The organism is Gordonia bronchialis DSM 43247 (assembly GCF_000024785.1).
GTDB classification, from domain to species: domain Bacteria; phylum Actinomycetota; class Actinomycetes; order Mycobacteriales; family Mycobacteriaceae; genus Gordonia; species Gordonia bronchialis.
The window spans coordinates 2,054,691-2,080,643 of the sequence record NC_013441.1 but is presented as its reverse complement, the minus strand read 5'-3'; the positions used below and the strand labels follow the sequence as shown (position 1 = coordinate 2,080,643).

The 25,953-nt window shown below is 68.4% G+C and carries 29 protein-coding genes; 12 read left to right on the top strand and 17 right to left on the bottom strand.

What is annotated here, in order from left to right; all coding sequences use genetic code 11:
* Positions 1-71 precede the first annotated feature (71 nt).
* From GBRO_RS09750 to GBRO_RS09740, 3 genes are read left to right on the top strand one after another with little or no spacing between them, the layout of a single operon-like run.
* Positions 72-515 carry a glucitol operon activator gene (locus GBRO_RS09750; protein ID WP_012833787.1) on the top strand — a complete coding sequence of 148 codons (444 nt, stop codon included), beginning with the start codon at positions 72-74 and terminating at the stop codon, positions 513-515.
* Positions 512-862 carry a DUF3817 domain-containing protein gene (locus tag GBRO_RS09745; protein ID WP_012833786.1) on the top strand — a complete coding sequence of 117 codons (351 nt, stop codon included), beginning with the start codon at positions 512-514 and terminating at the stop codon, positions 860-862. Before GBRO_RS09750 ends, GBRO_RS09745 begins: the two co-directional genes overlap by 4 nt.
* Positions 863-907: 45 nt before the next feature.
* Entirely contained in the window at positions 908-2,020 is a 1,113-nt protein-coding gene (locus GBRO_RS09740; protein WP_012833785.1) for a glycosyltransferase, read from the top strand.
* A 54-nt stretch (positions 2,021-2,074) separates the two neighbouring features.
* On the opposite strand, the gene GBRO_RS09735 is transcribed toward GBRO_RS09740, so the two are convergent.
* From GBRO_RS09735 to GBRO_RS09700, 8 genes are all read right to left on the bottom strand, one after another.
* A complete protein-coding gene (locus tag GBRO_RS09735) occupies positions 2,075-2,692 on the bottom strand; it encodes a non-canonical purine NTP pyrophosphatase (RefSeq protein WP_012833784.1) in 618 nt (205 codons plus the stop codon).
* Positions 2,692-3,447 carry a ribonuclease PH gene (gene rph, locus GBRO_RS09730; RefSeq protein ID WP_012833783.1) on the bottom strand — a complete coding sequence of 252 codons (756 nt, stop codon included), beginning with the start codon at positions 3,445-3,447 and terminating at the stop codon, positions 2,692-2,694. Before rph ends, GBRO_RS09735 begins: the two co-directional genes overlap by 1 nt.
* 24 nt (positions 3,448-3,471) lie before the next feature.
* Positions 3,472-4,233, bottom strand: a complete 762-nt coding sequence (locus GBRO_RS09725; RefSeq protein ID WP_012833782.1) for a cyclic nucleotide-degrading phosphodiesterase — start codon at positions 4,231-4,233, stop codon at positions 3,472-3,474.
* A gap of 106 nt (positions 4,234-4,339) precedes the next feature.
* Positions 4,340-5,155, bottom strand: a complete 816-nt coding sequence (gene murI, locus GBRO_RS09720; RefSeq protein ID WP_041920387.1) for a glutamate racemase — start codon at positions 5,153-5,155, stop codon at positions 4,340-4,342.
* Positions 5,152-5,781 carry a rhomboid family intramembrane serine protease gene (locus GBRO_RS09715; protein WP_012833780.1) on the bottom strand — a complete coding sequence of 210 codons (630 nt, stop codon included), beginning with the start codon at positions 5,779-5,781 and terminating at the stop codon, positions 5,152-5,154. The genes murI and GBRO_RS09715 overlap by 4 nt, the downstream gene beginning before the upstream one ends.
* Before the next feature lie 50 nt (positions 5,782-5,831).
* The gene (locus GBRO_RS09710; RefSeq protein WP_012833779.1) at positions 5,832-6,812 is read right to left on the bottom strand and encodes a PLP-dependent cysteine synthase family protein; all 981 of its coding nucleotides are present in this window, start codon (positions 6,810-6,812) and stop codon (positions 5,832-5,834) included.
* A 2-nt stretch (positions 6,813-6,814) separates the two neighbouring features.
* Entirely contained in the window at positions 6,815-7,087 is a 273-nt protein-coding gene (locus tag GBRO_RS09705; protein WP_012833778.1) for a MoaD/ThiS family protein, read from the bottom strand.
* A 3-nt stretch (positions 7,088-7,090) separates the two neighbouring features.
* Positions 7,091-7,498: a Mov34/MPN/PAD-1 family protein gene (locus tag GBRO_RS09700; protein WP_012833777.1), complete on the bottom strand. Its 408-nt coding sequence runs from the start codon at positions 7,496-7,498 to the stop codon at positions 7,091-7,093.
* 221 nt (positions 7,499-7,719) lie between these two features.
* Here GBRO_RS09700 and GBRO_RS09695 point away from each other — a divergent pair, with 221 nt between their 5' ends.
* Both GBRO_RS09695 and GBRO_RS09690 read left to right on the top strand, forming a co-directional pair.
* Complete coding sequence (locus GBRO_RS09695; RefSeq protein ID WP_223373909.1) at positions 7,720-8,529, top strand: LppX_LprAFG lipoprotein; 810 nt, start codon at positions 7,720-7,722, stop codon at positions 8,527-8,529.
* Between the two features lie 80 nt (positions 8,530-8,609).
* On the top strand, positions 8,610-9,005 hold the full coding sequence (locus tag GBRO_RS09690; RefSeq protein WP_012833775.1) for a DUF4189 domain-containing protein: 396 nt from the start codon (positions 8,610-8,612) through the stop codon (positions 9,003-9,005).
* Positions 9,006-9,035: 30 nt separating this feature from the next.
* Here GBRO_RS09690 and GBRO_RS09685 read toward each other — a convergent pair whose 3' ends face one another.
* Genes GBRO_RS09685 through clpS form a run of 3 tightly spaced genes read right to left on the bottom strand, consistent with a single transcriptional unit; the run spans position 9,036 to position 11,043 of the window.
* Positions 9,036-10,094 (bottom strand): P1 family peptidase, encoded by a 1,059-nt coding sequence (locus GBRO_RS09685; protein WP_012833774.1) that lies wholly within the window; start codon positions 10,092-10,094, stop codon positions 9,036-9,038.
* Positions 10,091-10,675, bottom strand: coding sequence for an oxidative stress transcriptional regulator AosR (gene aosR / locus GBRO_RS09680; protein ID WP_012833773.1), 585 nt, complete (start codon positions 10,673-10,675; stop codon positions 10,091-10,093). The genes GBRO_RS09685 and aosR overlap by 4 nt, the downstream gene beginning before the upstream one ends.
* Positions 10,676-10,704: 29 nt before the next feature.
* Complete coding sequence (clpS, locus tag GBRO_RS09675; protein ID WP_012833772.1) at positions 10,705-11,043, bottom strand: ATP-dependent Clp protease adapter ClpS; 339 nt, start codon at positions 11,041-11,043, stop codon at positions 10,705-10,707.
* A 20-nt stretch (positions 11,044-11,063) separates the two neighbouring features.
* On the opposite strand from clpS, the gene GBRO_RS09670 reads away from it, so the two are divergent.
* The 5 genes from GBRO_RS09670 (at position 11,064) to glgB (ending at position 19,500) form a co-directional block, all read left to right on the top strand.
* The gene (locus GBRO_RS09670; RefSeq protein WP_012833771.1) at positions 11,064-12,383 is read left to right on the top strand and encodes a nicotinate phosphoribosyltransferase; all 1,320 of its coding nucleotides are present in this window, start codon (positions 11,064-11,066) and stop codon (positions 12,381-12,383) included.
* 26 nt (positions 12,384-12,409) lie between these two features.
* Positions 12,410-13,015 (top strand): isochorismatase family protein, encoded by a 606-nt coding sequence (locus GBRO_RS09665; protein ID WP_012833770.1) that lies wholly within the window; start codon positions 12,410-12,412, stop codon positions 13,013-13,015.
* Positions 13,016-13,034: 19 nt separating this feature from the next.
* Positions 13,035-15,134, top strand: coding sequence for an ATP-dependent DNA helicase (locus tag GBRO_RS09660; RefSeq protein ID WP_012833769.1), 2,100 nt, complete (start codon positions 13,035-13,037; stop codon positions 15,132-15,134).
* Between the two features lie 132 nt (positions 15,135-15,266).
* Positions 15,267-17,267, top strand: coding sequence for a maltotransferase domain-containing protein (locus GBRO_RS09655; protein WP_012833768.1), 2,001 nt, complete (start codon positions 15,267-15,269; stop codon positions 17,265-17,267).
* A 7-nt stretch (positions 17,268-17,274) separates the two neighbouring features.
* Positions 17,275-19,500, top strand: a complete 2,226-nt coding sequence (gene glgB / locus GBRO_RS09650; RefSeq protein WP_012833767.1) for a 1,4-alpha-glucan branching protein GlgB — start codon at positions 17,275-17,277, stop codon at positions 19,498-19,500.
* Positions 19,501-19,509: 9 nt separating this feature from the next.
* Here the strand turns inward: glgB and GBRO_RS09645 are convergent, their stop codons facing one another.
* From GBRO_RS09645 to GBRO_RS09625, 5 genes are read right to left on the bottom strand one after another with little or no spacing between them, the layout of a single operon-like run.
* A complete protein-coding gene (locus GBRO_RS09645) occupies positions 19,510-20,520 on the bottom strand; it encodes a tetratricopeptide repeat protein (RefSeq protein WP_370452894.1) in 1,011 nt (336 codons plus the stop codon).
* A complete protein-coding gene (locus tag GBRO_RS09640) occupies positions 20,517-21,752 on the bottom strand; it encodes an MFS transporter (RefSeq protein WP_012833765.1) in 1,236 nt (411 codons plus the stop codon). Before GBRO_RS09640 ends, GBRO_RS09645 begins: the two co-directional genes overlap by 4 nt.
* Positions 21,749-22,099, bottom strand: coding sequence for a thiamine-binding protein (locus GBRO_RS09635; RefSeq protein WP_012833764.1), 351 nt, complete (start codon positions 22,097-22,099; stop codon positions 21,749-21,751). Before GBRO_RS09635 ends, GBRO_RS09640 begins: the two co-directional genes overlap by 4 nt.
* Positions 22,100-22,111: 12 nt before the next feature.
* Positions 22,112-22,471, bottom strand: coding sequence for a DUF3817 domain-containing protein (locus tag GBRO_RS09630; RefSeq protein ID WP_012833763.1), 360 nt, complete (start codon positions 22,469-22,471; stop codon positions 22,112-22,114).
* A 56-nt stretch (positions 22,472-22,527) separates the two neighbouring features.
* Entirely contained in the window at positions 22,528-23,760 is a 1,233-nt protein-coding gene (locus tag GBRO_RS09625; protein ID WP_012833762.1) for an acetyl-CoA C-acetyltransferase, read from the bottom strand.
* An 80-nt stretch (positions 23,761-23,840) separates the two neighbouring features.
* Between GBRO_RS09625 and mce the strand changes: the two genes are divergently transcribed.
* Both mce and GBRO_RS09615 read left to right on the top strand, forming a co-directional pair.
* Complete coding sequence (gene mce, locus GBRO_RS09620; RefSeq protein ID WP_012833761.1) at positions 23,841-24,314, top strand: methylmalonyl-CoA epimerase; 474 nt, start codon at positions 23,841-23,843, stop codon at positions 24,312-24,314.
* Positions 24,315-24,355: 41 nt separating this feature from the next.
* The gene (locus GBRO_RS09615; RefSeq protein ID WP_041920386.1) at positions 24,356-25,267 is read left to right on the top strand and encodes a coiled-coil domain-containing protein; all 912 of its coding nucleotides are present in this window, start codon (positions 24,356-24,358) and stop codon (positions 25,265-25,267) included.
* Here the strand turns inward: GBRO_RS09615 and nucS are convergent, their stop codons facing one another.
* Positions 25,268-25,951 (bottom strand): endonuclease NucS, encoded by a 684-nt coding sequence (gene nucS / locus GBRO_RS09610; protein ID WP_012833759.1) that lies wholly within the window; start codon positions 25,949-25,951, stop codon positions 25,268-25,270.
* Positions 25,952-25,953 lie beyond the last annotated feature (2 nt).

Genomic DNA, 25,953 nt, shown 5'->3' with positions numbered 1-25,953 from the left:
GACCACCGGTGTGGCCGAGCCAACCCTACCGCCTGTGCGTCGATCGGTGCAGGCCAGGTACCGTCGAGGGTATGTCGTCGACCCCCCGCCGCACCCATCGTCCGGCACTCATCGTGCTGGTCGCGGTGGCGGCGTTGGCGTGTCTGGCGCTTGCGTGGTGGCAGTGGGATCGCTACGAATCGTCGTCGGGAACCGCCCAGAACCTGGGGTATGCGCTGCAGTGGCCGGCATTCGCGGTGGCGGTCATCTACGCCTACCGTCGCTTCGTGGTCCTCGAGCGCGCTCCTGAGGAACAACGCGCGCAGGCGGTACGCGCCAAGGGGGTCACCGAGATCCCCGACGGCCTGCTGCCGGAGCGTCCGACGACGCCCAGCGCATCGTCGCTGGCCGCGAGGCCGGATGCCGCCGAGGATTCCGCGCTGGCTGACTACAACCGCTATCTCGCGGAGCTCGACGCACAGGATCAGCCCCTATCCGACGACGCTCCGAACGCATCGCAGAGAGGAACCCGGTGACCGAAACAGCCGAACCCGCCGAGGTGACGACCCCCGTCGAGAAGGTCCAGAGCGCACTGCTGCGGTATCGCGTGCTCGCGTGGATCACCGGCCTGTGGTTGCTCCTGCTGGTGGCCGAGTTGATCATGAAGTACGGCTTCGGCAACGACTCGCTGGACTTCGTCCCGATCGTGCACGGCTGGGTGTACTTCGTGTACCTCATCTGCGCCATCGATCTGTCCATCAAGGTCCGCTGGCCGCTGGGCAAGATCATCGTCACCGCGATCGCCGGCACCATCCCGTTCCTGTCGTTCTGGGTCGAGCACATCCGCACCAAGGAAGTAAAGACGCAGTTCAACCTGCGCTAAGAGCGTCGCAGCACCCCATTCACCGCCCTCCGGCTGACTGGGCGGATGCGGATCGTCCAACTCGCGAACTTCTACGGCTCCCGTTCCGGTGGCCTCCGAACAGCTGTCGACCGCTGGGGCGCCGGGTATGTGTCCGCCGGGCACGAGGTCGTCCTGGTGGTGCCCGGCAGTCATCCACACGAGGAACTCCTGCCCTCCGGCGTGACGCGGATCTCTGTTCCGGCGGCCCGCATTCCGTGTTCCGGCGGGTACCGGCTGGCGTCCGCGCGGCGGGTGGCCGGCATCCTCGACTCCTTGCGACCCGACGCCATCGAGGTGTCGGATCGGTTGACGCTGCGGGGATTCGGGCGCTGGGCCAGGCGCCGCGACGTCCACGCGACGATGGTGTCGCACGAGCGTCTCGACCGTCTGCTGGCCCAACTCATGCCCACGGTCGCCGCGTGCCGACTCGCCGACGCCGCCAATGCCGACACCGCACGATCCTTTGACACCGTGGTCTGCACCACCGAGTTCGCCGCGGCAGAGTTCCTCCGTGTCGGCGCCGACAACCTGGTGCACGCGCCCCTCGGAGTGGACCTCGACGTCTTCGATCCCCGCCACATCGACCCCGATCTCACCACCCGATGGACGGGCGGTCATGGCACCCTGATCGCGCACTGTGGGCGGCTGTCGGTGGAGAAACGCGCCGATCGCAGCATCACGGCGGTGGCCCGCCTCCATCGCAAAGGTGTTCCGGCCCACCTCGTGGTGGCCGGCGACGGCCCGATGCGCACGCCGCTACAGCAGATGGCGCGCGGCCTGCCGGTGACCTTCCTCGGACATGTCGGCGACCGTCATCGGGTGGCGTCGCTGCTCGCCAGCGCCGACATCTCGCTGGCGCCCGGACCACACGAGACGTTCTGCCTCTCGGCGCTCGAATCGCTCGCGGCCGGCACGCCGGTGGTCGGATCACGGTCCTCGGCGGTCGCCGGACTCGTCGACGACACCTGTGGCGCGGTGTCGGAGAACTCTGGCTCGGGTTTCGCCGACGCGATCGAGCGGGTGTTGTCCCTGCCGCAACCCGACCGCGAACGGGCTGCTCGTGAACGTGCCACTCGCTATCGCTGGCCGGACTCCGTGACCCGAATGCTGAGCGTGCACAACTCGACGACGGCCTGAGGTTGCGATCTGGCTCGCCTGGCGAGCCACATCGCAACCTCGGCCCGACGAGTCCTAGGAATCCGCCAGATCACGCAGTGCGGGAACCAACTGCGCCAACGCCTTTCCGCGATGACTCAGCGAGTCCTTCTCGGCGGGGTCGAGTTCGGCCGCCGACCGCCCGGCCGCCACCTCATCGTCGGGTGCGAACAACGGGTCGTAGCCGAACCCGTTGGGGCCGCGCGGTTCCCGCAGGATCACCCCGCGCCACTCGCCGCGAACCACCACCTCCGACCCGTCGGGCCGGACCAGGGCGCACGCCGAGACGAAGCCGCCACCACGACGGTCATCGGGCACATCGGAGATCTGGCCGAGCAGCAACTCGTTGTTCGCCGCGTCGTCGCCGTGGCGTCCCGACCACCGGGCCGACAAGACACCCGGCATGCCGTTGAGAGCATCCACGGTGATGCCGGAATCGTCTGCCAGACAGGGCAATCCGGTGGCCCGCGCGCCGGAACGCGCCTTGATCAGCGCATTGTCCTCGAAGGTCGCTCCGGTCTCGGGTTCCTCCGGGAACTCGGGAACCGCGTCGAGGCCGATCACCTCGAGGCCGGTGATGCCGGCCGCATCGACGACCCGCTGCAACTCGGCGAGCTTCTTGGCGTTGCGGCTGGCGAGCAGGAGACGCGACATCAGGACTTGCCCGGCAGTTCACCGGGATACGGCGCCGCGAGCACTTCGCGCTGCGCCTCGAACAGTTTCTCGGTGCCCACCGCGGCGACGTCCAACAGCGCGTCGAGGGTGCTGCGCGCGAAGGTCGCCCCCTCACCGGTGCCCTGCACCTCCACCAGCGTGCCCGCGTCGGTGGCCACCACGTTCATGTCGACCTCGGCCCGCGAATCCTCCTCGTACGGAAGGTCCAGACGGACCCGCCCGTCGACGACACCCACGCTGACCGCCGCGATCGCACACGACAGGGGCTGCGGGTCGCTGAGCTTCCCGGCGGCGCGCAACCAGGTGACCGCGTCGGCGAGCGCCACATACGCACCGGTGATCGCCGCGGTCCGCGTGCCGCCATCGGCCTGCAGGACATCGCAATCCAGGGCGATGGTGTTCTCCCCCAGCGCCCCGAGATCGATACATGCGCGCAATGACCGGCCGACCAGCCGGCTGATCTCGTGGGTCCGGCCTCCGACCCGACCCTTGACCGACTCGCGCGAGGACCGTTCATGTGTCGCCGCCGGCAGCATCGCATACTCCGCGGTCAGCCAGCCGAGACCGGATCCGCGCCGCCACGGCGGTACGCCGTCGTTCACACTCGCGGTGCACATCACGCGGGTCTGCCCGAATTCCACCAGAACCGAACCCGCCGGATGCGAGGTGAATCCGCGGGTGAAGGAGATGGGACGCAGTTCGTCGTCGGCTCTGCCGTCAGCTCGTGTGGTCACCCGCTCAACTGTAGTCAGCGCCGATCAGAGGTCGATGACCTGGCCCTGATGCATGAGATGGATGGGTCCGGAGTAGGTACTCGTCGCTTCGGCGACGATCGCGTCGACATCGGACCACGGCGCGATGTGGGTGAGTGCGAGTGCCTTGACGTTGGCCTTGGTGGCGGCCTCGCCGGCCTCGATCCCGGACAGATGCAGATGCGGTGGGCGTTCGGAGGGCGCGTGGGTCCAGGACGCCTCGCACAGGAAGAGATCGGCGTCGGCGGCCAGGTCGATGAGTTCGTCACACATCGCGGTGTCCCCGCTGAACGCGAGCGTCTCACCCGCGGGTCCGGTCACCCGCAGACCGAAGGTCGAGGGCGGATGGTCGACCTCGAAGGCGTCGAGCGTCATACCGCCGAGCGTGACCGACATACCGTCGTGCCATTCGTGGACATCGAAGGTGTCGGTGATGTCGTCGATCTGACCGGGGAACTCCGAGGATCCGGCCCCGATCCGCATCGCGGTTCCGGGTGGTCCGTACAGCGGCGCCCTGCCCACCGCGGATTGCGGTGCGTACCGCCGCCAGACCAGCATCGCCGGCAGATCCATGCAGTGGTCGGCGTGCAGATGAGACAGGACGACGGCCACGTTGTTGGGATCGGTGACGCGCTGCAGCTCGCCGAGGACGCCCGGACCGCAGTCGATGAGGACCGGTTGTTCGCCCGGCACGGAGAGCAGGTAGCCGGAGCAGGCCGCTCCTGGCCCGCCCACGCTTCCCGAACATCCGAGGACCGTCAGACGCATACGCCTACCTTGCCATGAGTGTCCGGCGGGCAGACCACATACCGGTCACAAGTCCAACTCGACTCGCTGTGAGACCGATGCGACGCCACCGGGCGACGCACACATGTCAGGCCCGGATGTGCTGGACGTCGGCGATCACCGGGCCGAGGAACCGGCTCGACAACCGCGCGAAGAACTCCGGATCGCCGGTTGCCTGGAACACCCGGTCGGCGACGCGGTCGGAATGCGAGTGCAACAGGTCGGCCTCGGTGAGCACCCGGAACAGGTCCTTCGCGGTCTCCTCGGCGGATGAGACCAGGGTGACCTCGTCGCCCATGGCGAGCTGAATGACCCCGGACAGCAGCGGGTAGTGCGTGCAACCGAGGACGACGGTGTCGACACCGGCCTCCTGCAACGGCTCGAGGTAGCCCTGCGCCAGGCCGAGGATCTGACGGCCACTGGTGATGCCGCGCTCGACGAAGTCGACGAACCGCGGGCAGGCCACGGCGGTGATCACCGCGTCGCGGGCCGCCGCAAACGAATCCTGGTAGGCCCTTGACGCGATGGTCGCCTCCGTGCCGATCACGCCGATGCGACCGGTCTTGGTGGCCACCACCGCGCGCCGTACCGCCGGTAGCACCACCTCCACCACCGGAATCGGCGCATAGCGTTCCCGGGCGTCGCGCAAGCAGGCCGCCGAGGCGGTGTTGCACGCGATGACGATGGCCTTGACCCCGCGCGCGGCGAGGTCGTCGCCGATCGCGAGTGCATGCCTACGGATCTCCGGGATCGTCAGCGGACCGTACGGCCCGTTGGCGGTGTCACCGATGTAGACGATGTCCTCGTCGGGCAATAGGTCGATGATCGCGCGCGCGACGGTGAGTCCGCCCACCCCCGAGTCGAAGACGCCGATCGGCGCCTCGCGCGACGCCCCGGCGCCTATGTCCGGACCCCCGGCGTCGAGGTCGTGGCCCGCCGTCGCCGATCCCGGTCGGCGAGGAACCAGGCCGCGAGGACACCGCCGATCGCGCCGAACAGATGGGCCTGCCACGACACCGTCGGATTAGACGGCAGCACACCCCACAGGATCGATCCATAGATCAGGAAAAGCACGACACCGCCGAGGATCTGCCACAGATCACGGTTGAACAGACCACGGATCAACAGGAAGGTGAGCCAACCGAAGATGATGCCCGAGGCGCCGACGGTGATGCTGTAGGGCGGCGCGAACAGCCAGACCCCGAGCCCGGAGACGACCCAGACGATGCCGGTGACGATCAGGAACCGCCGGGTCAGCAGCAGCAGGAAGCACAGCACCACACCGGGGATCAGATTGGCGAACAGGTGGGCCCAGTCCGCGTGCAGCAGCGGCGCCCAGATGATGCCGTCCAGCCCGTCGATCTGACGCGGCTCGATTCCGTTGTCGTCCAACCGGAATCGGGTTGCGGCGTCGATCGCCTCGATGATGAACAGCCCCGCCACGATGCACACGGTGATGATCACCGAGCGCAGCCAGAGCGGCTTGCCGGTGGGCGCGGGCGCCTGCTGATTCGGCGCGGGGTAGGTCATCTCCACACTTCCTGGTCACGAATGCCGGTCACTGCGAGGTAAGCGCCGGGCTAGGCCCAGAGCTGACCCTCGAGGGCCTGTTCTGCCTCGTCCAGGCTACCTTCGTAGGCTCCGGTCGACAGATACTTCCATCCCGCGTCGGGGACCACCAGACCGATGTCGGCTCGCTGACCGTCCTTGAGCGCCCGACGGGCGATTCCGCGCGCGGCCTGCAGGATCGCCCCGGTCGAGATACCGGCGAAGATGCCCTCCTGATCGATCAACTCGCGTACCCGGGCCACCGCGTCGACGCCCTGCACCGAGAACCGTCGGGTGAGGACGGACGGATCGTAGAGCTCTGGGACGAAACCCTCGTCGATGTTGCGCAGTCCGTACACCTCGTCGCCGTATCGTGGTTCGGCCGCAACGATCTCGATGTCGGGATTGCGCTCCCGCAGGTAGCGTCCGACGCCCATCAGTGTCCCGGTTGTCCCGAGACCGGCGACGAAATGGGTGATCTCAGGGAGATCGGCATACAGCTCCGGGCCGGTCCCCTCGTAGTGCGCGGCGATGTTGGCCGCATTGCCGTACTGATAGAGCATCACCCAGTCGGGGTGCTCGGTGGCGAGGTCCTTGGCCATCGCGACGGCCGTGTTCGAGCCGCCGGCCGCGGGCGACGAGATCACCTCGGCGCCGAACATGCGCAACAGGGAGCGTCGCTCCTCGGAGGTATTCTCCGGCATCACGCAGATGAGCCGGTAGCCCTTGAGTTTGGCCGCCATGGCCAATGAGATCCCGGTGTTCCCGCTGGTGGGTTCCAGGATCGTCGACCCCTCGCTCAGCAGCCCGTCGCGCTCGGCCGCCTCGATCATGCGCAGGGCCGGGCGATCCTTGATCGAACCGGTGGGGTTACGGTCCTCCAGTTTCGCCCAGATGCGCACGTGCGGACCACCTTCGGGGCCCGCGGAGTCCGCCCAGCGCGGCGAGAGCCGGCGCAGCCCGATGAGCGGGGTGTGCCCGACGGAGTCGATCAGCGATTCGTACCGGGCCACGCTCAGCCGCCGGCGACGGCGGGCAGGATGGTGACCTCATCGCCGGAGTCGATGGCGGTCTGCAGGCCACCGGAGAAGCGGACGTCCTCGTCGTTGACGTAGACGTTGACGAACCGGTGCAGCTTGCCGTCGGCGACCAGGCGTTCTTTGAGTCCGGGGTTGGCCACCTCGAGGTTGTCGATGAGTTCGCCCAGCGTGGCACCGTCACCGTCGACGCGCTTGGCGCCACCGGTGTGGGGTCGCAGGATGGTGGGAATGGACACCGTGACGGACATGGTTCAGCTCCTGATCTCGATGGGTTCTTCGGTGACCTCGCCGTCGACGATGCGATAGCTGCGGATCTCCGTGGTCTCGGGGTCGCGAGTGGACACGAGGACGTAATGCGCGTTGGGCTCACTGGCGTAGGAGATGTCGGTGCGGCTCGGATACGCCTCGGTGGCCGTGTGGGAGTGATAGATGACGACGGGTTCCTCGTCCGCACGGTCCATCTCGCGCCACACCTTGAGCTGTTCGGCGGAGTCGAAGCGGTAGAAGGTCGGCGACCGCTCGGCGTTGGTCATCGCGATGAACCGCTCCGGCGAATCGCTGCCGTCGGGTCCGGCGATGACACCGCACGCCTCGTCGGGGTGATCGGCGCGCGCGTGCGCGACCATCGCGTCGATGAGGTCCTGACCAATTCTCAGCATGTGCTCCCGTACTCCCCACCCGTGTCCGGGTAGCTCGAACCCACTTGGCCTGAGCAACGTTCGTGTGCACTCAGCCTATTCCGCCGCCGGTGTCATCTGATCGGCGCACACTCACCCAGTTCACCTCATGTCCTCTGTTACGTTCCCCTCCGACGTCCGGACTCCGGCGTCGACGATCCGTCTATCGAGGGGAATTGTTTCTGATGCAGCGAGTTCATCGCGTGGCAGCCGCGACCATGTCGTCGGCCGTGATCACCGCCATCATGCTGACCGGATGTTCGACGTCGAATTCGGACTCGAACTCCTCGACGAGTTCGTCGGTGCAGACCACCGTCATCGCCGACCCCGCCGCACAGGTGCGCGCAGCCGCCGACAACACGGCCGCGCTCAGCGGCGCCCACCTGCAGCTCGACGTCGCCGGCGAGGTCCCGAACCTCAACGCCAAGTCGGTGGTGGCCGACATCAACACCAACCCCTACGCCGCCAAGGGGACCGCGACCGTCGTCTTCGGCCGCGTCGCGCCCCGGGAGATCCAAGCACCGTTCGTCTATATCGAGAACACGCTCTACGCCAACGTCGACAACGCCGGATTCCTGGGCTACGGCGACGGACGCTCCATCTACGACGTCAGCGTCATCCTCAACAAGGACAAGGGCCTGGCCAACGTGCTGCGCAACCTGACGAACCCGGTCAAGAGCGGCACCGAGACCATCGACGGCGTCGAGACCGCCAAGATCAGCGGACAGGTCAAGGCCAGCGTCCTCGCCCAGCTGACCGGACCGCGGGCCACCGTTCCCGGCGGCGATCAACTGGTGCCGGTCACCGTGTGGCTGACCTCGGGTACCAATCAGCTTGCCCGCCTGCAGTTCCCACCCAACCCGGCCGATCCCCGGGCGTCGATCACCATCAACCTGACCAAGTGGAACACCACCACCGACATCTCGCGGCCGGCTGATATCCACACGCCGACCGAGACACCGAGCGGTACCCCCACCCCGGGCCAGCAGACCCGCATCCCCGCTGGGAACTGACGATGACTCACCTCGCAGAGCAACCCGCCCCGTCGACGACGCATCAGACGTCCCCCACCACCACGTCCAGAGGAGTAACGATGAGCCTTCGCAAGCGGCTGTCCATCCTGGCGCTGACGCTCGCGGGCGTCGTCGGCGCGCTGATCCTGCCATCGGTCTCCGAGCCGGCACCGGCCCACGCCTACGGCTACTACTACGGCGCGCTGGCGCTGTCCACCAGCGAACGCTACGTCGGTCGCGCCCTCGACTATGACTCCTACGCCGAGGCCAGCCAGGCCGCCCTGCGCGCCTGTGGCTACGCGGATTGCAAGGTGGTGACCCGCTTCGCGAACGGCTGCGGTGCGATTGCCGAGTCGCCGAGCTACTGGGGCTTCGGCAACGGTTCATCGCTCTACAGCGCCCAGTCCGAAGCTCTGTATTACTCGGGGTCCGGCGCCGAGATCGTCTACTGGGCGTGCACGAGCGCACACGACTGACCGGATCGGCCGGCTCTTCAGGTGGCGTCGTCAGCGCAAAGCTGACGGCGCCACCTGCGTATAGGCGGCAAGTTCGCCGACCGGCGTCGCGGAGATCACCGCGTCGACGATGGCCCTGGCCACCACGTGGGCGGCGTGGCGGCAGACCTCGGCGAGCACGGCCACCTGCGGGTACATCCCGGGCGGGATGGGTCCGCCGGCGCCGGGCGCGACGGCTCCGGTAGCGAGCGCGAAGATCGTGTCACCGTCGAGCGGCGAATGCGCCGGCCGAATGGCCCGGGCCAGACCGTCGTGTCCGGCCATCGCGACGCGCCGCGTCATCGCCGCATCGAAGGCGGCGTCGGTGGCGAGGACCCCGATGGTGGTGTTGAGCACCTTGGCCTTCTCCTGCAGTTCGGCCAGCCTCGCGATCTCGGGCCCCGACGGCGTCCGCAGGCCGTGCCGTTCGAGATCGTCTTTACCTGCGGCCCAGGGCAATCCGGTGTCGGGGTCGATGACCGTTCCGACCGGGTTGGCCACCATCAGCGCTCCGACGGTGATCCCGGCGGCGGGACCGTCGGGGATGCGCACCGATGCCGTGCCCACTCCGCCTTTGAGAGCCCCGGCCCGGGCCCCGGCGCCTGCACCGACACTGCCGACCTCGAAGTCGACGCCCGCGGACCAGGCGGCACGGGCACCGAACTCCGCATCGGGACGGGCGTGCCATTCGCCGACCGGCAGATCGAAGATCACCGCGGCGGGGACGATCGGCACCACATGGCCCTGCTCGTCCATCGGCAGCCCGACGCCTTCGCTCTCCAGCACACCCATCACGCCGTCGGCGGCGGCGAGTCCGTATGCGCTGCCGCCGGTCAGCACGATCGCGTGCGCGGTCTGCACCGTGTTCGACGGATCGAGCAGGTCGGTCTCGCGGGTGCCCGGGCCACCACCGCGGACGTCGACGGCGACCATCGGCACGCGGTCGCCTTCCCCGGCCACCCGCACGACGGTGGTTCCGGTGGCCCACTGCGGTTCCTCGATCCGGTGATGGTGGCCGACGGTGACACCACCGACGTCGGTGATGCGATTACCGGCGCGGCTCGTTATCATCGGCTCGTCATCAGGGTCTCGACGAGCAGGTCCTGCATCACGGTGAGCCAGTGGTAGACGTCGAGGTGGGCGGCATGCGGATGATCCGGCGGGAGCTGATCGGGGGTGTCCTCGGAGATCCCCAGCATCGCTCCGAGCGCCAGCCGTACGTCGTTGAGCGCGCTCAGCCACCCGGCTGCCTGGTCCTCGGTGAGTGCGATGTCGCCGCCACCGCTGGGCAGTGTGTCCAGAACCACCTGCGCGGCAGCGAGTTTCGCGTCGATGATCTTCGGTTCGTTCACGCTGCGCAGCGCTGCGTTAAGTTTGCCGTTCACCACGTCGGCGGACAGTTCACGATCCTGGTCGGGACGGTGGAAGTCGGGCAGCAGGCGCCCGAGGGTGGCATCGCGGGGAGCTTCGACATGGCCCACCCGAATACCGGTGAGGTCGGCGAGATCATCGCGCGGGGCACTCTGCTCCCGCTCGGTGAGCAGTTCGCACATCGAGGTGACCATCGACGCCAGCAGTTCGGCCTCGTGCGGGTCGAGTTGGGAACAGATGCGCACCCCCGCGCCCCGGCCCTTGCGTTTCCATGTCCGCACGTCTCGTCGAATCCCGGTCAGCTCGTCGGTCAGGTATCCCGCTGCATGGTGGCCCAGAGGCCTGCCGCGTGGAGTTTACGGACATCGGTCTCGACCTTGTCGCGGTCGCCCGAGGAGACCACGGCCTTGCCCTCGGTGTGCACCTGCATCATCAGCTGATTCGCCTTGGATTCGGAGTACCCGAAGATCTTCTGGAACACGAAGGTGACATATCGCATCAGGTTGACGGGGTCGTCCCACACGATCGTCATCCATGGCCGATCGAGGTCCGTTGCGCCGTCGGCCACCTCGGGATCGGCGACCGCGGCTCCCCCGCTGCCGGGGCCGCCGGGGGTAGCCTCGTGCGCACGAGTTACGTCAGGCGACATACGAACTAGGGTAGGCGATTGTGACCTTCGAGAACACCGCCCTGCTCACCGATCAGTACGAGCTGACCATGGTCGCCGCCGCGCTGCGGCAACCGATCGCGCACCGGAGCTGCGTGTTCGAGGTGTTCGCCCGCCGGCTGCCCGACGGCCGCCGCTACGGCGTGGTCGCCGGTACCGGACGTGTCATCGACGAACTCGCGCACTTCCGGTTCGGCGACGAGGAGATCGCGATCGTCGAGAAGTTCCTCGACGCCGAGACCGTGGCCTGGCTGCGCGACTACCGATTCTCCGGTGACATCGATGGTTACCGCGAGGGCGAGCTGTATTTCCCCGGTTCGCCCATCCTCACCGTGCGCGCCGAATTCGCCGAGGGGGTGCTGCTCGAGACACTGATCCTGTCGATCCTCAACCATGACAGCGCGATCGCCTCGGCCGCGGCGCGGATGGTCAGCGCCGCCGGCACGCGACCCATCATCGAGATGGGTTCGCGGCGTACCCACGAGCGTGCCGCGGTCGCGTCGTCGCGGGCCGCCTACATCGCCGGCGTCGCCGCGACGTCCAACCTGGAAGCCGCCCGACGCTACGGCGTACCCAGCGCGGGGACCGCCGCACACGCCTTCACCCTGGCCTTCACCGGTCCCGGGGGACCCGACGAGAAAGCCGCCTTCGCCGCCCAGATCGACGCGCTCGGCGTCGGCACCACGCTGCTGGTGGACACCTACGACATCACTGCGGGCGTCCGCAACGCCATCGAGGTCGGCGGCACCGGCCTCGGCGCGGTTCGCATCGACTCCGGAGACCTCGGCGTGCTGGCACGTCAGGTCCGCCATCAGCTCGACGATCTCGGCGCCACCGAGACCAGAATCGTGGTCTCCGGCGACCTCGACGAGTACGCCATCGCGTCGCTGCGCGCTGAACCGGTGGACACCTACGGCGTCGGCACCTCCCTGGTCACCGGCAGCGGCGCACCCACCGCCGGCATGGTGTACAAACTCGTGGAGGTCGACGGCGTCCCAGTGGCAAAACGCGCCAGCCACAAGGAATCCCGTGGTGGCGCCAAGACCGCGATCCGCGCCGCCCGGCCCACCGGCACCATCGTCGAGGAGATCGTCTACCGCAGCGGGGAACCGAAACCGGCGTCCGACGGTCTAACCTTGCGTGATCTTCAGATCCCACTCGTGCGCGGCGGCGACCCCGTCCCGGGACTGCCGACGCTCACCGACGCACGGGCGCATCTCGCTGACGGGCTCGTCAGCCTGCCGTGGGAAGGTCTGGGGCTCTCCCACGGGGACCCCGCGGTCCCCACGCGCTATGTGCTCGACGCAGCGCCGAAGGTCTAGACCACACACTTTCCGGGGAGGAACCGATGAGCACTACCGATGACCGCGACCGTCCGGGCGACGTGCTGATCGTCGTCGACGTGCAGAACGACTTCTGTGAGGGCGGCGCGCTCGGCGTCGACGGCGGTACTGCTGTCGCCGGCGCCGTCACCACGCTGCTGCCCGAGTACCGCACCGTCGTCGCCACCCGCGACTATCACATCGAGCCGGGTGATCATTTCTCCGACGACCCCGATTACGTGGACTCCTGGCCGCCGCATTGCCGCGTCGGGACCGACGGCGTCGCCTTCCATCCCGCCTTCGACGCCGGCCGCGCCGACGAGGTGTTCTCCAAGGGCGAGTACAGCGCCGCCTACTCCGGATTCGAAGGCGCCACGGCCGACGGGACCACACTGTCGTCCTGGTTGCGTGCTGCCGGCGCCAAAAGGGTCGACGTCGTCGGGATCGCGACGGACCATTGTGTCCGCGCCACCGCGCTCGACGCCGCGGAGGCGGGCTTCACCACCCGCGTGCTCCTGAACTTCACTGCCGCAGTGGCTGCCGAGACCACCCGGTCGGCCCTGGCCGAGATGCGCGAAGCCGGCGTGGAATTGGTCGGTGATCTGCTCTATGACGGTGCGAGCCGTTCCTGACACCCCGCCATCAGCCCCCATGTCACAACTTCCCTCGGTGACCGCGCTGCTCGACGCGGCCGTCACCGCCCTCGGCGGCGCTCGCCGCGACGGCCAGGTCACGATGGCCTCTGCCGTGGCCCACGCCATCGACACCGGCGAACACCTGGCTGTGCAGGCCGGGACCGGCACGGGTAAGTCGCTCGCCTATCTCGTTCCGGCCATCCGGCATGCCGTCGACAGTGGCCGTACCGTGGTGGTCTCCACGGCCACCATCGCCCTGCAACGCCAGCTCATCGAACGGGACCTGCCGCGGCTGGCCGGCGCGCTCAAGGGTCCGCTCGGGCGCGAGCCCACCTTCGCAATTCTCAAGGGGCGCGGAAATTACCTGTGCCTCAACAAGATTCACGCAGGTACCGCCGACGAACCGGATACCGAGCTGTTCGATCCGTTCGAGCTGTCCCGGACCGGCCGGGAGGTGACGCGGCTGCGGGAGTGGAGCAGCGACACCGAAACCGGCGACCGCGACGATCTCACCCCGGGCGTCAACGATCGCGCCTGGCGGCAGGTCAGCGTCACCGCCCGCGAGTGTCTGGGGGCCGCGAACTGCTCCTACGGCGAGGACTGTTTCGCCGAGGTCGCGCGGCGTCGTTCGGCGAAGGTCGACGTCGTGGTGACCAACCATGCCCTGCTGTCCATCGACGCCACCAGCCCGGCCAGCATCCTGCCCGAACACGACGTGGTGATCATCGACGAGGCGCACGAACTGGTGGACCGCATTACGTCGGTCTCCACCGCGGAGGTGTCGGCGGCAACCATCGCCCTCCTCGCGCGGCGATGCGGGAAACTCGTCGACGAGGAGACCGTGGACGCGCTGGAGGCGGCCGGTGAGCAGTTCGGCGAGCTGCTCGCCGATGCCCCGCATCGACAGTGGATGAGTCTGCCCGCCTCGGCGGCCAGTGTGTTGGTGGCGCTACGCGACCGGCTGTGGCAGACCCGCACGTCGATCGGGCCGATCCGGATGAGCGGGGCCGCCGACGAGTCGGCCGCCGCGGCCCGGTCTGCGGCGCTGACCTCCCTGGACGAACTGCACGACACCATCGTCCGTCTCCTCGGCGCCTTCGACGAACCCGACGAGTCCAAACGTCGCGACGTCGTGTGGGTCGCCGAGGAACGCACCTCGCGGTCGCCGTCGGCCGACACCCGCCCGGTCCTGCACATCGCCCCACTGTCGGTGGGCGGCCTGCTGCGGGCGACCCTGTTCGCGCAGTCGACCGTCATCCTCACATCGGCCACGCTGGCCATCGGTGGCTCCTTCGACGCGCTCGCCGCGACCTGGGGACTGCCCGCGTCCGGTCGCGGCGCCGACACCCCGGCCGTCGACGCTCCCGCCGGCGCTGGAGCGAATCCGGTGTCGGATGTCACCGCGTCGGGCAAGGCCGTTCCCCGCGATGAGCAGCGTGTCCGGTGGACCGGCCTGGACGCCGGGTCCCCGTTCGATTACCCGCGCTCGGCCATCCTCTACGTCGCCCGGCATCTGCCGCGGCCGGGGCGTGACGGCATCGCCGAGAAGACGATGACCGAGCTGGCCGAGCTCATCGACGCCGCGGGTGGCCGGACGTTAGGCTTGTTCTCGTCGATGCGCGCGGCGAAGGAGGCTGCCGAGGCGATCCGCGAGCGGTGTGATCACCCGGTTCTGTGTCAGGGCGAGGACACCACCTCGTCGCTGGTCCGCCGGTTCACCGAGGACCCCCGGACATGTCTGTTCGGCACGCTGTCGCTGTGGCAGGGCGTCGATGTGCCGGGGCCGTCGCTGAGCCTGGTGGTCATCGACCGCATTCCCTTTCCCCGGCCCGACGATCCGCTGCTGACCGCACGCCAGCGTGCCGTCGACGCCCGGGGCGGCAACGGTTTCCTGTCGGTGGCGGCCAATCACGCGGCGCTGTTGCTGGCGCAGGGTGCCGGGCGGCTCCTGCGATCGGTGGACGACCGCGGGGTCGTCGCCGTCCTCGACCCGCGGCTGGCGACCGCCGGTTACGGCGGATACCTGATGGCGTCGTTGCCACCGTTCTGGCGGACCACCGATCCGGCGACCGTGCGCTCGGCACTCGCCCGGCTCACCAAGACCACCACGGCGTGACTCGGGTGTCGGTGCCCGACGACAGGACAAACGTCGATGCGAACCACTAGGTTTGTAGGCGGTGATACCAACGACGGTGAGACCAGCAGCGCACCCAGGCCGGACGCGGGGGCTGACGAAAGGAGGCCCCCAGTGATCGGGCGGATGGGTATCGACGACATCCAACCCCTCGTCTCGGCCGGGCATCAGCCCGCCAAAGCCGTTGTGGGCGAGTTTGTTCCGGTGAGCGCCACGGCGTGGCGCGAGGGCCACGACGCGATCGGGGTGACCCTGCACGTGGAGACGCCCCGGCGCGAGGTCGTCGACATCCCGATGTCGCCGTCGGTCGAGCCGGATGTGTTCAACGCCGCCTTCGTCCCCGACGCCGTCGGGTTCTGGACGTTCCGTATCGAGGCCTGGAGCGACCCCTACCGCACCTGGCGATCGGGCATCCTCAAGAAGATCGACGCCGGTCAGGGTGCGGCGGATCTGACCAACGAACTCGAGATCGGCGCACGTCTGCTGACCGAGGCCGCCGGGCTCGTGCCCGACGACGTCCGCGAACTCGTCACCGATGCCGTCCGCCTGCTGCGCTCGGCGCGCCGGCGGGTGGAGAACCGGGTGAGCCTGGCGGTCTCCGACGAGATCGTCGAGTTGCTCGCCGCTCATCCGGTGCGCGAGCTGGTGACCAAGAGCCGCACCTACCGGGTCTGGGCGGATCGTCGGCGCGCCCTCGTCGGTTCCTGGTACGAGCTGTTCCCGCGGTCCACCGGCGGCTGGGACGGGGAGGGCAATCCCGTGCACGGCACCTTCCTCACCGCGGCACAGGACCTCCCCCGCATCGCCGACATGGGATTCGACGTCGTCTACCTGCCCCCGATCCACCCGATCGGCAAGGTCAATCGCAAGGGCCGCAACAACACCCTGGTCGCCGGGCCCGACGACGTGGGGTCGCCGTGGGCCATCGGCTCCGACGAGGGCGGTCACGACGCGATCCATCCCGGCCTCGGCAGCGTCGAGGACTTCGAGTACTTCGTCGCCCGGGCGCGCGAACTCGGCCTGGAGGTCGCGCTCGACCTCGCACTGCAATGCGCGCCCGACCATCCGTGGGCTCTCGAGCATCCCGACTGGTTCACGGTGCTGCCCGACGGCACGATTGCGTACGCGGAGAACCCGCCGAAGAAATACCAGGACATCTACCCGCTGAACTTCGACAACGACCGCAACGGCATCTACCACGCCGTGCTGAAGGTGGTGCTGCACTGGGTGAAACTCGGGGTGCACATCTTCCGCGTCGACAACCCGCACACCAAGCCGCCGAACTTCTGGGAATGGATCATCACCGAGGTCAAGAAGCGCAATCCGGATGTGCTGTTCCTCGCCGAGGCATTCACCCGGCCGGCGCGGCTCTACGGTCTGGCGCGGCTCGGATTCACCCAGTCCTACACCTACTTCACCTGGAAGACCGAGAAGTGGGAGATCGAGGAGTTCGGCCGGGAGATCGCCGAGCACGCCGACGAGGCCCGGCCCAACCTGTTCGTCAACACCCCGGACATCCTGCACGCGAGCCTGCAGCACGGCGGGCCGGGGATGTTCGCGTTGCGCGCCGCGCTGGCCGCGACTCTCGCACCGACCTGGGGCGTCTACAGCGGCTACGAACTCTACGAGCACGTGGCCGTGCACGAGGGCAGCGAAGAGTATCTGCACTCGGAGAAGTACGAGTTGCGTCCCCGCGACTACAAGGCCGCCGCGAGTCGCGGTGAGTCGCTGGAACCGTGGATCACCTCGCTCAACGCGATCCGACGACGCCACCCCGCGCTGCAGCAGCTGCGCAACATCACCTTCCATCACCTCGACAACCCGGCGCTGATCGCCTACTCGAAACTGGATCCGGTGTCCGGCGACCGTGTCATCGTGGTGATCAACCTGAATCCGTTCGGCCCGGAGTCCTCGACCCTGTGGCTGGACATGCCCGCTCTCGGCTGCGACTGGCAGGATCGGTTCCCGGTGCGCGACGAGGTGACCGGAGAGGAGTTCTGGTGGGGACAGGCCAATTACATCCGACTCGAGCCCTGGCGCGCCGTGGCCCATATCGTCGCGCTGCCGCGTCTGGATCCCGCGGCCGCACAGCGACTCTCCTACCGGATTCGATGAGGTTGCCGTGACCGAGACATCCGCACCGGAGCCATCTGCACCAGAGCCGTTCGCATCCGACCACGACCTACGCAGGCTCTTCGCCCTGACCCACCCCGACCCGCACGCCTTTCTCGGCGCGCACGACGCGCCGGGCGGCCACACGATCCTGCGGACGCTGCGTCCCGACGCGATCTCGGTGACCGCGGTCATCGGTGGCGTCGACCACCCGATGCAACGACAGACCGACGATCTGTTCGTCGCGACGGTGCCGATCGACGGTCTCATCGACTATCGCTACCGCGTGGTCTACCCGGCCGGCGACGGTGGCACCGCCGAGTACCTGGTCGCCGACGGCTACCGGTTCCTGCCGAGCCTGGGTGAGATGGACGAACACCTATTCGCCGAGGGACGGCACGAGGCGTTGTGGAAGATCCTGGGCGCCCGCGTGGTCTCCTACACCACGCCCGACGGCGAAGTCGTCGGCACTGCCTTCTCGGTCTGGGCTCCCAACGCACACGGCGTAGTGGTCATCGGCGACTTCGACGCCTGGGCCGGTCGGCTCGCACCGATGCGGGCCATCGGCAGCAGCGGAATCTGGGAGGTGTTCGTCCCCGACGTCGGCGACGGCGCCGCCTACAAGTTCCGCATCCACGGTGCCGACGGCGTGATCCGCGAGAAGGCCGATCCGATGGCATTCCGGACCACCCACCCACCGGCCACCGCCTCGGTGGTGAGTGTCTCCGACTACGAATGGGGCGACGACGCCTGGATCGCCCGGCGCGCCGAATCGACCCCGGCGGCCGAGCCGATGAGCGTCTACGAAGTCCACATGGCGTCCTGGCGGGCCGGCCTGGACTATCGTGCGATGGCCCACGAACTCGCCGACTACGTCACCGAGAAGGGGTTCACCCACGTCGAGTTCCTGCCCGTCGCCGAGCATCCCTTCGGCGGGTCGTGGGGCTATCAGGTCACCTCGTACTACGCGCCGACCGCACGGTTCGGCACACCCGACGACTTCCGCTACCTCGTCGACCATCTCCACTCGCAGGGCATCGGTGTGCTCGTGGACTGGGTGCCCGCCCACTTCCCGAAGGACGACTGGGCGCTCGCCCGCTTCGACGGCACCCCGCTATACGAAAACGCCGACCCGATGCGTGGTGAGCAGCTGGACTGGGGCACATACGTTTTCGACTTCGGACGCCACGAGGTACGCAACTTCCTGGTGGCCAACGCGCTGTACTGGATCGATCAGTTCCACATCGACGGCCTGCGCGTCGACGCGGTCGCGTCGATGCTGTACCTGGACTACTCCCGGCCCGAGGGCGGATGGCGTCCCAACGTCTACGGCGGCCGCGAGAACCTCGAGGCCGTGCAGTTCCTACAGGAGATGAACGCGACGGTCCACAAACACTTCCCCGGCATCGTGACCGTCGCCGAGGAATCGACGGCGTGGCCGGGTGTCACCCGGATGACCGATCTGGGCGGGCTGGGTTTCAGCTTCAAATGGAACATGGGCTGGATGCACGACACTCTGGGTTATTTCGGCCGTGATCAGGTGCACCGCAGCTTCCATCATCACGAGATCACGTTCTCGCTGATGTACGCCTGGAGCGAGAACTTTGTCCTGCCGATCAGTCACGACGAGGTGGTCCACGGCAAGGGAACGCTGTGGTCGCGCATGCCCGGCAACTCCTTCGTCAAAGCAGCCGGCGTCCGGAACCTGTTGGCCTACATGTGGTCTCATCCCGGCAAGCAGCTGTTGTTCATGGGTCAGGAGTTCGGGCAGACCGGCGAATGGGCCGACAATCGGAGCCTGGACTGGCACCAGCTCGAGGGCTGGGAGGGTGAATTGCACGCCGGGATCTCGACGCTGGTCACCGACCTCAACCGCGTCTACCGCAGCTCACCGGCCCTCTACAGCCAGGACACAGATCCGCTGGGCTACGAGTGGATCGACGCCAACGACACCGCCAACAACGTCATCAGCTTCCTGCGCTTCGGCTCCGACGGCTCGATGGTCGCCTGCCTGTTCAACTTCTCCGGCGCCGACCGGGACAGCTATCAGGTCGGCCTCCCGAAAGACGGTGTGTGGGAGGAGATCCTGAACACCGACGCCGAGGCGTACGCCGGCGCCGGCCGCGGCAACATGGGTGTCGTCACCGCCGACGGCCCGTCGTGGCACGGACGTCCGGCGTCGGCACGGGTCATGCTGCCGGCAAACTCGGCGATCTGGCTGGCGCCCAAGGGCTGACGCAACCCGTCAATACAGCGCGCTGGCCAGCTTCCGGCGTGCGGCGACGACGAACGGCTCGGCCGGGTCGAACAGCTCGAAGAGTTCGAGCAACCGGGTCCGCGCGCGGGTGCGATCGTCGCCGGAAGTTGCCTTCACCACGCCGATGATCCGGTCGAACGCCTCTTCGGGCTGCTGGGAGAGCAGGAGGACGTCCGCGGCCGCGAGCTGGGCGTCGACGTCGCCAGGAGCCGCCGTCTGCACGATCGCCGGGTCATGGGCCTGCGCTCGCAGCACGAACTCGAGATTCCGTGCGGCAGAGGCGGCTTCGGTGTTATCCGGTTCGGACTCGGCGATGGCACGGTAATCGGCGAGGGCTCCGTCGAAGTCGCCCGCGTTCATCTTCTCCTCCGCGGCGACCATCCGCGGGTCCTCCGGTTCGGGTTCGGCGGCCGGCCCGGGCACGCCGGTCAGCGAGTCACCCACCTGCGCGAGGATCTCGTCGATCCAGGCGGTGATCTCGGCCTCGGAGCGCACGCCGTTGAAGGCGGCGACCGGCTGCCCGTGCACGATGGCCACCACCATCGGGATCGACTGGACCCGGAATGCCTGCGCGACACGCTGGTTGGCGTCGACGTCGACCTTGGCCAGCACCCAGCGCCCGCCCGACGCGTTGGCCAGCTTCTCCAGCACCGGAGAGAGCTGCTTGCACGGCCCGCACCACTCGGCCCACAAATCCACCAGCACGAGCTGGGCGGTGGAGCGGTTGAGGACGTCGTCCTCGAAGGACGCGTCGGTGACGTCGATGACGGCAGCACCCGCGGCAGCGGTCCCGGGCGCCGACGCCGGCGTGGACTGCGGCCGATCGGGGACGGGCGGGGACGACGGCACCCCGCCGGGCCCGCCGCCCGCCTGTGCGCGCTGCGCTTCGGCACGCGCCTTGAGACCGGCGAGATCGACGGCCCCGGACATCGCTACGGCTGCGGCAGCCTGCTGTCGGGCCGCCGCGGCGGCCTGCTGCCGATTGGTTGGTCTGCTCACCCCTCTAGTGTGGCATGACCGTCGCCGCGTTCGGCGACTGAGGCCGGGCTTGCATCGCGGGGTGCGACGACACCGGCGACCACGATCGCGAACGCCAGGGCGACGACCGCGGCGAGCAGTCCGGTGCCCAGAGTGGTGCGGCCGCTGATGAATCCGACCACCGCGGGACCGGCGAGCATCCCGAGGTAACCGCAACCGACGACGAGCGAGATCGACCGTCCGCCCGCTCGGTCCGTCAGGTTGCCGGCGGCGGTGAAGATCTGCGGGATGAGTCCGGCGAGGCCGATCCCGAAGATCGTCCAGCCGGCCACCGCGATCGCCGACGACGGCGCCACCACGGCGATGAGCATGCCGATCAGACCGATGGACGCTCCCACCCGAACCACGGTCACCGGGCCGACGGCCGCGGAGACGCGATCGATCAGGAACCGGGAGACGGTCATCGCCGCACTGAAGGCACCGAAGGCGATCGCTCCAATGGCATCGGTGGTACCGAAGGTCTCCACCACGTGCAGCGCACTCCAGTCGTAGGCAGTTCCCTCGGCGAGCATCAGCGCGAAGGCGACCGCGGCGAGCAGGATGAGCCGACGCAGATCCACGCCGTGCCACCACCGCGGCCGGCGAGCGTCACCGGCCGATGCCGCAGGCTGTCCGTCGGCGACGATCCCCACTTCGCGACCCGCGAGTCCGCGCGCGGTGACGGCGGTCAGGATGAGGCCGCCGATCGCCGCGACGCCGACGGTCGCGACCACATTGACCTCGGCCCAGAGGGTCACCGCGACCACTCCGGATCCCAGCAGGCCGCCGACCGAGAAGAACCCGTGGAAAGCCGACATGATGGGTCGCCGGTAGACCCGTTCGACAGCAACGGCCTGGGAATTCATCGACACGTCGAGACACCCGTTGGCGAACCCGAAGGCGGCCAGTGCGCCGGCCAGCGTCAGGGCGCTGGTCGCGAGGACCGGCGTGATGATGACCCCGGACAGCAGCACCGCGGCCGCGATGGTCAGCGGCCGCGACCCCCAACGGTCGATGAGCGGTCCGCAGATCTGCATCCCGACGAAGGCACTGCCACCGAGCAGGAGTAGCAGGCCGCCGAGTTCGTCGTGCCCCACCCCGGTGGCCTCGGCGATGACCGGGATATGCGCGACCCACATCGCGGCGAGAAAGCCGTTGAGCCCGAAGATCGCCGCCACCGACGCCCGCATGGTGCCGGTTCCGGTGTGGCTCATTCTGGCGCAGAAAATTCCGGCACAGGCGATTCCGGCACCGGCACTCGAAGATGTTCCTCGACGCGGGCGGGTTTCCCGGTGAGCTCGCCGGTCCGGCCGGGCCGGATGTCGGCCTTGAGTACCAGTCCGACCCGGGGCGCGTGTTCAGCGACGGCGTCGGCGGCCGCCTTCACCACGGCCATCACCTCGTCCCAGTCACCTTCGATATAGGTGAACATCGCGGTCGTCTGATTCGGCAGTCCGGAGTCGCGGACCACCCGGACCGCCGACGCGACCGCCGCACTCATCCCGCCGTCGTCGTCGACGGCTTCGCCGCCGGACGGGGAGAGACTGAACGCGACGATCACGGCCTTCTCCGGTCAGACCGCCACGCGTGGCGCGGCGGAGGCGTCGGAGAGCTCGGCGAGGTGCCCGTTACGGCGTGCCCACCACTCGAAGACGAGGGTGCCGAACGGCGGGATGCTCGAGATCAGGGCGAGTGCGGTGACCCCGACGCTCCACTTCAGCTGATGCCAGGTGAGCAGCGAGACCGCCACGAAGATCACGAACACGATGCCGTGCACCATGCCCGGGATCGCGACCGCTTCCTCGTGGCCGAGGACCCATTTGAAGAACATCGCCACCAGCAGGGCCGCCCAGGTGATCGCTTCGGCGACGGCGACGAAGCGGAATCGTTTGGCGGGTGTGGACAGGTCGAAGATCTGATTCATGGGTCCCATTGTGCCGAATCGGACATGTGAGTACTACATGGTGTAGTAAAAGTCTCGTCGGTGCGTCACGACTTCGGGACGCGAACGATCAGCGCGTCGCCCTGACCACCCGCGCCACACAGCGCGGCCGCACCGATACCGCCACCGCGACGCGCGAGCTCCAACGCCAGATGCAGCGTGATGCGCGCACCCGAGGTGCCGATCGGATGTCCGAGGGCGATCGCACCGCCGTTGACGTTGACGATCTCCGGGTCGACCCCGAGCTCCCGGGCGGAGGCGATACCGACCGCCGCGAACGCCTCGTTGATCTCGATCAGATCCAGGTCGGTGGGCGAAATTCCTTCACGCGCACAGGCTTTGGCGATCGCATTGGCCGGCTGGGCCTGCAGCGACGAGTCCGGTCCGGCGACGACGCCGTGCGGACCGATCTCGGCGAGCCAGGAGACGCCCAGCTCGGCGGCCTTGGCCTTGCTCATCACCACGACCGCGGCCGCGCCGTCGGAGATCTGCGACGAGTTGCCCGCGGTGATGGTGCCGTCCTTGCGGAACGCCGGACGCAGACCGGCCAGCGAATCGGCCGAGGTGTCCGCCCGGATGCCCTCGTCCTCGGCGAACTCGATCGGGTCGCCCTTGCGCTGCGGGATGCTCACCGGCACCACCTCGTCGGCGAACAGACCGTTCTTCCAGGCCGATGCCGCGAGCTGATGGCTGCGTGCGGCGAACTCGTCCTGCTCCGCGCGGGTGATGCCACGGGTCTTCTCCCCCGCCCCGACCGAGGACCCGACGTCGTTGCCCTCCTCGGTGAGCGCACCCATCGGCTGATCGGTGAAGGCGTCCCACAAACCGTCGAAGGCCATGTGGTCGACGAGTTCGGTGTTGCCGTACTTGAAGCCGCCACGGCTGCCCGGGAGCAGATGCGGCGCCTGGGTCATCGATTCCTGGCCGCCGGCGACGACGACGTCGAACTCCCCGGCGCGGATCAGCTGATCGGCCAGCGCGATGGCGTCGATACCCGACAGGCACATCTTGTTGATGGACAGCGTCGGCACGTCCCAGCCGATGCCGGCCTTGACCGACGACTGCCGGGCGGGCATCTGACCGGCGCCGGCGGTGAGAACCTGCCCCATGATCACGTACCGGACCTCGCTCGCCGGCACCCCCGAGCGCTCGAGTGCGCCCTTGATCGCGATCGCTCCCAGGTCGACGCCGCTGAACCCCTTCAGCGAGCCGAGCAAACGGCCGAACGGTGTGCGCGCCCCCGCGACGATGACAGTGGACTTGTCCGAATCCGAGGACATGAGCTCAACCTCCGAGGTTCCTGAGCGGCAGACCGAGCGCCCGCTCTGTACGCTGTGCGCCTCAACGCTACCGTTAACGCATGACCACATCAGCAGCAGACCCCAACAGCGCCACCGCTGTCATCGCCGATCTCGTCGTCGCCATCGACCACGTCGGTATCGCCGTACCCGACCTCGACGCCGCCAAGCAGTGGTACGCGACCCACCTCGGGTTCGAGACGCTGCACCAGGAGACCAACACCGAGCAGGGTGTCGAGGAGGCGATGGTCGGACCGGCCGGAGGTGGCACGGTGATCCAGCTGCTCGCCCCGCTCGACGCATCGTCGACGATCGCGAAGTTCATCGATCGCAACGGGCCCGGACTGCAGCAGCTCGCCGTCCGCGTCACCGACGTCGACGCGGTCACCGCCCGCCTCACCGACGCCGGCATCCGGGTTCTCTACCCCGCCGCCAAGCGCGGGACCGCCGACTCGCGGATCAACTTCGTCCATCCCAAAGATGCAGGTGGCGTCCTGCTGGAGCTCGTCGAACCGGCGGCCGATTCCGGTCACTGACGTCCACGGCCCTCCCGGGATCGGCCGCTAGAATGGGCGGCATGCCCCCTGCCCCACGGCAATTGCCCTTTGCCATCGTGATGCGCGGCTACGACCGCGACCAGGTCGCCGACCGCCTGCAACGGCTCGACGCCGAGTTGCGCGTGCTCGCGGCCGATCGCGACGCCGCGACGGCGAATGCGCACGAACTCGCCGCGCATCTGCAGGAGGCGCGCGACGAGATCGACGAGTTGCGCCGCGAGATCGACAAGCTCTCGGTCCCCCCGACCACCGCACAGGGCATGAGCGAACGTCTCTCGCGCATGCTGCAACTGGCCTCCGACGAGGCGTCGGAGATGCGCGCGGAGGCCAGTGCGGAAGCCGCCGAGACGCTCTCGGTGGCCCGGCAGGAGGCCGACCGGATCCGGGCCGAGGCGGCCGCCGCGGCCAAGTCGCTGGTGGATGATGCCGATCGTCGGGCTCGCGAGGTCAAGGAGTCCGCGGCGGCGCACGAGTCGGAGTCGGCTCGGCTGATCGCCGAACGCACCGCCGCCATGGAAGCCGAGCACGCCAAGACCATGGAGGCTGCACACGCCGAGGCCAAGCGCATCGTCGAATCGGCCCGAGCCCATGCCGACGAACTCGAGGCCACCGGATCGGCCGAGCGGCGGGCCGCACGCGAACGGCATGAGGCCGAACTCGCGGCCGAACGCGAACGCGCCGAGAACGAGGCGGCCCGCATCAAGCAGGCCGCCCTCGACATCGCCACGGCACGGCTGGCCCGTTCGCGGGAACTGGCCGCGCAGGCCGATCGGTCCCGGCAGGACGTCGCGACCAATCTCGAGCGGTTACGCAACCGGATCGCGGATCTACCCGAACTGCTGGTCCGTCCCGACGACGTTGACTACAACGCGCGCACCGACGCCGACGACCGCGCCCTGCTCGACGAGCGACTGTCCCAGCCGGCGCGCTAGTCAGAAGAGTCGGAACTCGGTACTCTCGGCGCCGCGAAGCGCGTCGTAATCCAGTACGAGGCAACGAATTCCGCGATCTTCGGCGAGTGTGCGCGCCTGCGGTTTGATCTGCTGGGCGGCGAACACGCCGACCACCGGCGCCAGCGTGGGATCCCGGTTGAGCAGTTCGAGGTAGCGGGTGAGCTGCTCGACGCCGTCGATCTCACCGCGGCGTTTGATCTCCACCGCGACCGTCGCACCGGACGCGTCCCGGCACAGCAGATCCACCGGGCCGATCGCGGTCATGTACTCACGCCGGATCAGCGTGTGGCCGGCACCGAGGGTCTCCACGTGTTCGGCGAGCAACTCCTGCAGATGGGCCTCCACCCCGTCCTTGACGAGTCCCGGATCGATGCCGAGTTCATGGGTCGAGTCATGCTCGATCGCGGCAAGAGTGATGCGCAACTCCTCGCCGGCCTTGTTGGTGACCACCCAGTGCGCCCGCGCCTGCACCCCGTCGGGAACCGGTGTCTCGGTGAGCCAGCACGGCGGGCTCATCCAGTTCAGCGGCTTGTAGGCGCGGTCGTCGGCATGCACGCTCACCGACCCATCGGCCTTGATCAGCAGCAACCGCCGTGCCATGGGGAGATGGGCGGTGAGCCGACCCACGTAGTCGACCTGACACTCAGCAATGACCAAACGCACTC

Coding starts and splice junctions, on each gene's coding strand:
- GBRO_RS09665 (WP_012833770.1), top strand. CDS start 12,410: ATGAGCACTACCGATGACCGCGACCGTCCGGGCGACGTGCTGATCGTC.
- GBRO_RS09750 (WP_012833787.1), top strand. CDS start 72: ATGTCGTCGACCCCCCGCCGCACCCATCGTCCGGCACTCATCGTGCTG.
- GBRO_RS09660 (WP_012833769.1), top strand. CDS start 13,035: ATGTCACAACTTCCCTCGGTGACCGCGCTGCTCGACGCGGCCGTCACC.
- GBRO_RS09735 (WP_012833784.1), bottom strand. CDS start 2,692: ATGTCGCGTCTCCTGCTCGCCAGCCGCAACGCCAAGAAGCTCGCCGAG.
- GBRO_RS09715 (WP_012833780.1), bottom strand. CDS start 5,781: ATGACCTACCCCGCGCCGAATCAGCAGGCGCCCGCGCCCACCGGCAAG.
- GBRO_RS09630 (WP_012833763.1), bottom strand. CDS start 22,471: ATGGGACCCATGAATCAGATCTTCGACCTGTCCACACCCGCCAAACGA.
- mce (WP_012833761.1), top strand. CDS start 23,841: ATGACCACATCAGCAGCAGACCCCAACAGCGCCACCGCTGTCATCGCC.
- GBRO_RS09615 (WP_041920386.1), top strand. CDS start 24,356: ATGCCCCCTGCCCCACGGCAATTGCCCTTTGCCATCGTGATGCGCGGC.
- GBRO_RS09625 (WP_012833762.1), bottom strand. CDS start 23,760: ATGTCCTCGGATTCGGACAAGTCCACTGTCATCGTCGCGGGGGCGCGC.
- GBRO_RS09690 (WP_012833775.1), top strand. CDS start 8,610: ATGAGCCTTCGCAAGCGGCTGTCCATCCTGGCGCTGACGCTCGCGGGC.
- GBRO_RS09700 (WP_012833777.1), bottom strand. CDS start 7,498: ATGCTGAGAATTGGTCAGGACCTCATCGACGCGATGGTCGCGCACGCG.
- GBRO_RS09640 (WP_012833765.1), bottom strand. CDS start 21,752: ATGAGCCACACCGGAACCGGCACCATGCGGGCGTCGGTGGCGGCGATC.
- GBRO_RS09705 (WP_012833778.1), bottom strand. CDS start 7,087: ATGTCCGTCACGGTGTCCATTCCCACCATCCTGCGACCCCACACCGGT.
- GBRO_RS09725 (WP_012833782.1), bottom strand. CDS start 4,233: ATGCGTCTGACGGTCCTCGGATGTTCGGGAAGCGTGGGCGGGCCAGGA.
- clpS (WP_012833772.1), bottom strand. CDS start 11,043: ATGTCGCCTGACGTAACTCGTGCGCACGAGGCTACCCCCGGCGGCCCC.
- GBRO_RS09740 (WP_012833785.1), top strand. CDS start 908: ATGCGGATCGTCCAACTCGCGAACTTCTACGGCTCCCGTTCCGGTGGC.
- GBRO_RS09685 (WP_012833774.1), bottom strand. CDS start 10,094: ATGATAACGAGCCGCGCCGGTAATCGCATCACCGACGTCGGTGGTGTC.